Origin of the sequence: Streptomyces sp. NPDC049577 (assembly GCF_040675635.1) — a bacterium.
GTDB lineage: Bacteria > Actinomycetota > Actinomycetes > Streptomycetales > Streptomycetaceae > Streptomyces.
On the sequence record NZ_JBFAPH010000443.1, the window covers coordinates 1 to 4,157 of the forward strand.

Sequence of the window (4,157 nt, forward strand, 5' to 3'; positions counted from 1 at the left end):
ATCTGCGAGGAGAAGCACATGGGCTCCCGCGCGGTGGCCCTGGTCTGCCGCGACGCGGACGTGGCCCGCGAGCGCTTCGGCGCGGCCGGCGGGGTGCCGGGGGCGCTGTACACCCGCACCGGGCGGCCGTTCTTCGACGACCCCGCCACGACCGCGCGCGTCCTGGAGCGCGTCGGCCGCTGTGTGGCGGAGGCCGGGCTGTGGGAGGAGCTGGACACCGACTGGCTGCTGCTGGACGCCGAGCTCATGCCCTGGTCGCTGAAGGCCACGGGCCTGCTGCGGAACCAGTACGCGGCGGTGGGCGCCGCCTCCCGGGCCGTCCTCCCGCCCGCCCTGGCCGCCCTGGAGGCCGCCGCCGGCCGCGGCCTGGACGTCTTCGAGCTGCTCGTCCGCCAGCGCGGGCGCGCCGAGGACGCGGCGGCGTTCACGGAGGCGTACGGCCGGTACTGCTGGCCGGTCGGGGACGGCCTGGAGGGCGTCCGGCTGGCGCCCTTCCAGATCCTGGCCGCCCGGGGCCGCAGCCTCGCCGCGCTGCCGCACGACGAGCAGCTCGCGCTGATCGACCGCCTCGTCGCGGCCGACGGGCCCGGCGGGCTGCTGACCGCCACCCGGCGCCTGGTCGTCGACACCGGCGACGAGACGTCCGTCGCCGCGGGCACCGGGTGGTGGCTGGACCTCACCGAGGCCGGTGGCGAGGGCATGGTCGTCAAGCCGCTGGGGGCGTATGTGCGGGAGGCCGGCGGCGGGCTCGTCCAGCCCGGCGTGAAGTGCCGGGGCCGCGAGTACCTGCGGATCATCTACGGTCCGGAGTACACCCGCCCCGAGAACCTCGCCCGGCTGCGGGTGCGGCACCTCGGGCACAAGCGGTCCCTCGCCCTGCGGGAGTACGCCCTGGGCCTGGAGGCCCTGGACCGGCTGACGGGCGGCGAGCCGCTGTGGCGCGTCCACGAGGCGGTCTTCGCCGTGCTGGCGCTGGAGTCGGAGCCCGTCGACCCCCGGCTGTGACGCCGCCCGGCACGCGGGGCACGGCACTCCGTGCCCCGCGTGCCGAGTGATCACGGTGCCCCGGGGTCAGGATGGGGAGATGGGATTCCATGTCGACTCCGAGGCCGGGCGGCTGCGCCGCGTCATCCTGCACCGCCCCGACCTGGAACTGAAGCGGCTCACGCCCTCGAACAAGACCGCCCTCCTCTTCGACGACGTGCTGTGGGTGCGCCGCGCCCGCGCCGAGCACGACGGGTTCGCCGACGTGCTGCGCGAGCGCGGCGTCGAGGTGCACCTCTTCCAGGACCTCCTGGCGGAGAGCCTGCGGGCGCCGGCGGCCCGCTCACTGGTGCTGGACCGGGTCTTCGACGAGAAGGAGTACGGGCCCCTGGCCACCGGCCATCTGCGCGACGCCTTCGACTCCATGCCCGCGCAGGAGCTCACCTCCTGGCTGGTGGGCGGCATGACCAAGCGCGAGTTCCTGGAGCGGCACGCGGAACCGGTGTCCGTCCGCTTCCACGTGATGGACCTCGACGACTTCCTCATCAACCCCCTGCCCAACCACCTCTTCACCCGGGACACCTCGGCGTGGGTCTACGACGGGGTGAGCATCAACGCGATGCGCTGGCCCGCCCGTTGGCACGAGACGGTGCACTACGAGGCCGTCTACCGGCACCATCCGCTCTTCGCGGGCGGCGGCTTCCACCTGTGGTCCGAGGGCCAGGCGGCCTATCCGTCGACCATAGAGGGCGGCGACGTGCTGGTGATCGGCCGCGGGGCCGTGCTGATCGGGATGAGCGAGCGGACCACGCCGCAGGCGGTGGAGATGCTGGCCCGGGGCCTGTTCGCCGCCGGCTCGGCCCGTACGATCATCGCGCTGGACATGCCCAAGCGGCGGGCGTTCATGCACCTGGACACGGTCATGACGATGGTGGACGGCGACACCTTCACCCAGTACGCCGGGCTGGGCATGCTCCGCTCCTACACCATCGAGCCGGGCGTCGGGGAGCGGGACCTGAAGGTCACCGACCACCCGCCGGAGCACATGCACCGCGCGATCGCCGCCGCGCTGGGGCTGGACTCCATCCGGGTGCTCACCGCCCGCCAGGACGTCCACGCGGCCGAGCGTGAGCAGTGGGACGACGGCTGCAACGTGCTGGCCATCGAGCCCGGCGTCGTCGTGGCGTACGAACGCAACGCGACGACCAATACGTTTCTGCGCAAGCATGGAATCGAGGTCATCACGATCCCGGGCAGCGAGCTGGGGCGGGGACGGGGCGGCCCGCGCTGCATGAGCTGCCCGGTGGAGCGGGATCCGGTGGCCTAGGGCACCCGGGCCGGGAGCCGCCTGGTCGGGGTCGAACAGAAGGCTGCATAATGATGCGATAGATTGCATAATTCTGAGCTAGGAGTCCACCCCATGGCGACAGACCTCAAGGGCCGTCATCTCCTGAAGGAGACGGACCTGACCGCCGACGAGTTCCACGCGCTGATCGAGCTGGCCGCCGAGCTCAAGGCGGCCAAGCGGGCGGGCACCGAGGAGCAGCGGCTGCGGGGCCGCAACATCGCGCTGGTCTTCGAGAAGACCTCCACCCGCACCCGCTGCGCCTTCGAGGTCGCCGCCGCGGACCAGGGTGCCTCCACAACCTTCCTCGACCCGGTGAGCTCGCAGATCGGCCACAAGGAGTCGGTGAAGGACACCGCCCGGGTACTCGGCCGCATGTTCGACGCCATCCAGTACCGGGGGCACGGCCAGGACACCGTGGAGGAGCTGGGCCGGTACGCCGGGGTGCCCGTCTACAACGGGCTCACCGACGAATGGCACCCCACCCAGATGCTCGCCGACGTGCTCACCATGAGCGAGCACACCGCCAAGCCCTTCGAGCACGTCGCGTACGCCTACCTCGGCGACGCCCGCTACAACATGGGCAACTCCTACCTGATGACCGGCGCCCTGCTCGGCATGGACGTGCGGATCGTGGGGCCCCAGGAACTGTGGCCCGAGCCCGGCATCGTCGCCCAGGCGCGGGCGCGCGCCCAGGCCAGCGGCGCGCGCATCACCCTGACCGACGACGTCGCCGAGGGGGTGCGCGGCGCGGACTTCGTCGCCACCGACGTATGGGTGTCGATGGGGGAGCCCAAGGAGGTCTGGGACTCCCGCATCGCCCTCCTCGCGCCCTACGCCGTGACCATGGACGTGCTGCGCGCGACCGGCAACCCGGCGGTGAAGTTCCTGCACTGCCTGCCCGCCTTCCACGACCTGGGCACCTCCGTCGCCCAGGAGATCCACGAGCGGCACGGGCTGACCTCGCTGGAGGTCACCGACGAGGTCTTCGAGTCCGTGCACTCGGTCGTCTTCGACGAGGCCGAGAACCGGATGCACACCATCAAGGCGCTGATGGTGGCGACCCTGGCGGGCTGAGGGCCCTTGCTGTTCTATCGCGCACTCGTGACGGCAGTCACGAGTCGGTGATAACTTCGCCGGGCAGGCACCAGCTCCAGGGCTTCACCAGACCCCGGCTGAAGGAGGCCGCGCGCCATGAGCCCGTTCACCGGCTCCGCGTCCCGTACGGAAGAGTGGCGGCACCTGCGTCTGACCCTGGACTCCGGCGTCGCCACCGTCACCCTCGCCCGCCCCGACCGCCTCAACGCCCTCACCTTCGGCGCCTACGCCGATCTGCGCGACCTGCTCCCGGAACTGGCCCGGGACGGCACCGTACGGGCGCTGGTGCTCGGCGGCGAGGGGCGGGGCTTCTGCTCCGGCGGGGACGTCGAGGAGATCATCGGCGCCACGCTGGCCATGGACACCGCCCGGCTGCTCGACTTCAACCGCATGACCGGCCAGGTCGTCCGCGCGTTACGCGAGTGCCCCTTCCCGGTCGTCGCCGCCGTGCACGGGGTGGCGGCCGGGGCCGGGGCCGTCCTCGCGCTCGCCGCCGACTTCCGCGTCGCCGACCCGAGCGCGCGCTTCGCCTTCCTCTTCACCAGGGTGGGCCTCTCCGGCGGCGACATGGGCGCCGCCTATCTGCTGCCCCGCGTCGTCGGCCTCGGCCACGCGACCCGGCTGCTGATGCTCGGCGAACCCGTACCCGCCGCCGAGGCCGAACGCATCGGCCTCATCAGTCAGTTGACCGCCGAGGGCGGGGCGCCGGCCGCCGCCCGGGCGCTCGCCC

General features: G+C 72.5%; 3 protein-coding genes and 1 pseudogene. All 4 read left to right on the forward strand.

All coding sequences use genetic code 11. The features are described from left to right. Positions 1–1,005 (forward strand): annotated as a pseudogene (locus AB0K09_RS30505) (polynucleotide kinase-phosphatase); the annotation flags it as partial. A 79-nt stretch (positions 1,006–1,084) separates the two neighbouring features. After that, positions 1,085–2,311, forward strand: a complete 1,227-nt coding sequence (locus AB0K09_RS30510) for an arginine deiminase (protein WP_366068645.1) — start codon at positions 1,085–1,087, stop codon at positions 2,309–2,311. Between the two features lie 93 nt (positions 2,312–2,404). Next, positions 2,405–3,406 (forward strand): ornithine carbamoyltransferase, encoded by a 1,002-nt coding sequence (argF, locus tag AB0K09_RS30515; RefSeq protein ID WP_366068646.1) that lies wholly within the window; start codon positions 2,405–2,407, stop codon positions 3,404–3,406. A 117-nt stretch (positions 3,407–3,523) separates the two neighbouring features. Beyond that, positions 3,524–4,157, forward strand: a 634-nt coding sequence (locus tag AB0K09_RS30520; RefSeq protein ID WP_366068647.1) for an enoyl-CoA hydratase-related protein, incomplete at its 3' end; no start/stop codon positions are given.

Bases quoted from the DNA above. Each gene is read 5' to 3' on its own strand.
- argF (WP_366068646.1), top strand. From the start codon at position 2,405: ATGGCGACAGACCTCAAGGGCCGTCATCTCCTGAAGGAGACGGACCTG.
- AB0K09_RS30510 (WP_366068645.1), top strand. From the start codon at position 1,085: ATGGGATTCCATGTCGACTCCGAGGCCGGGCGGCTGCGCCGCGTCATC.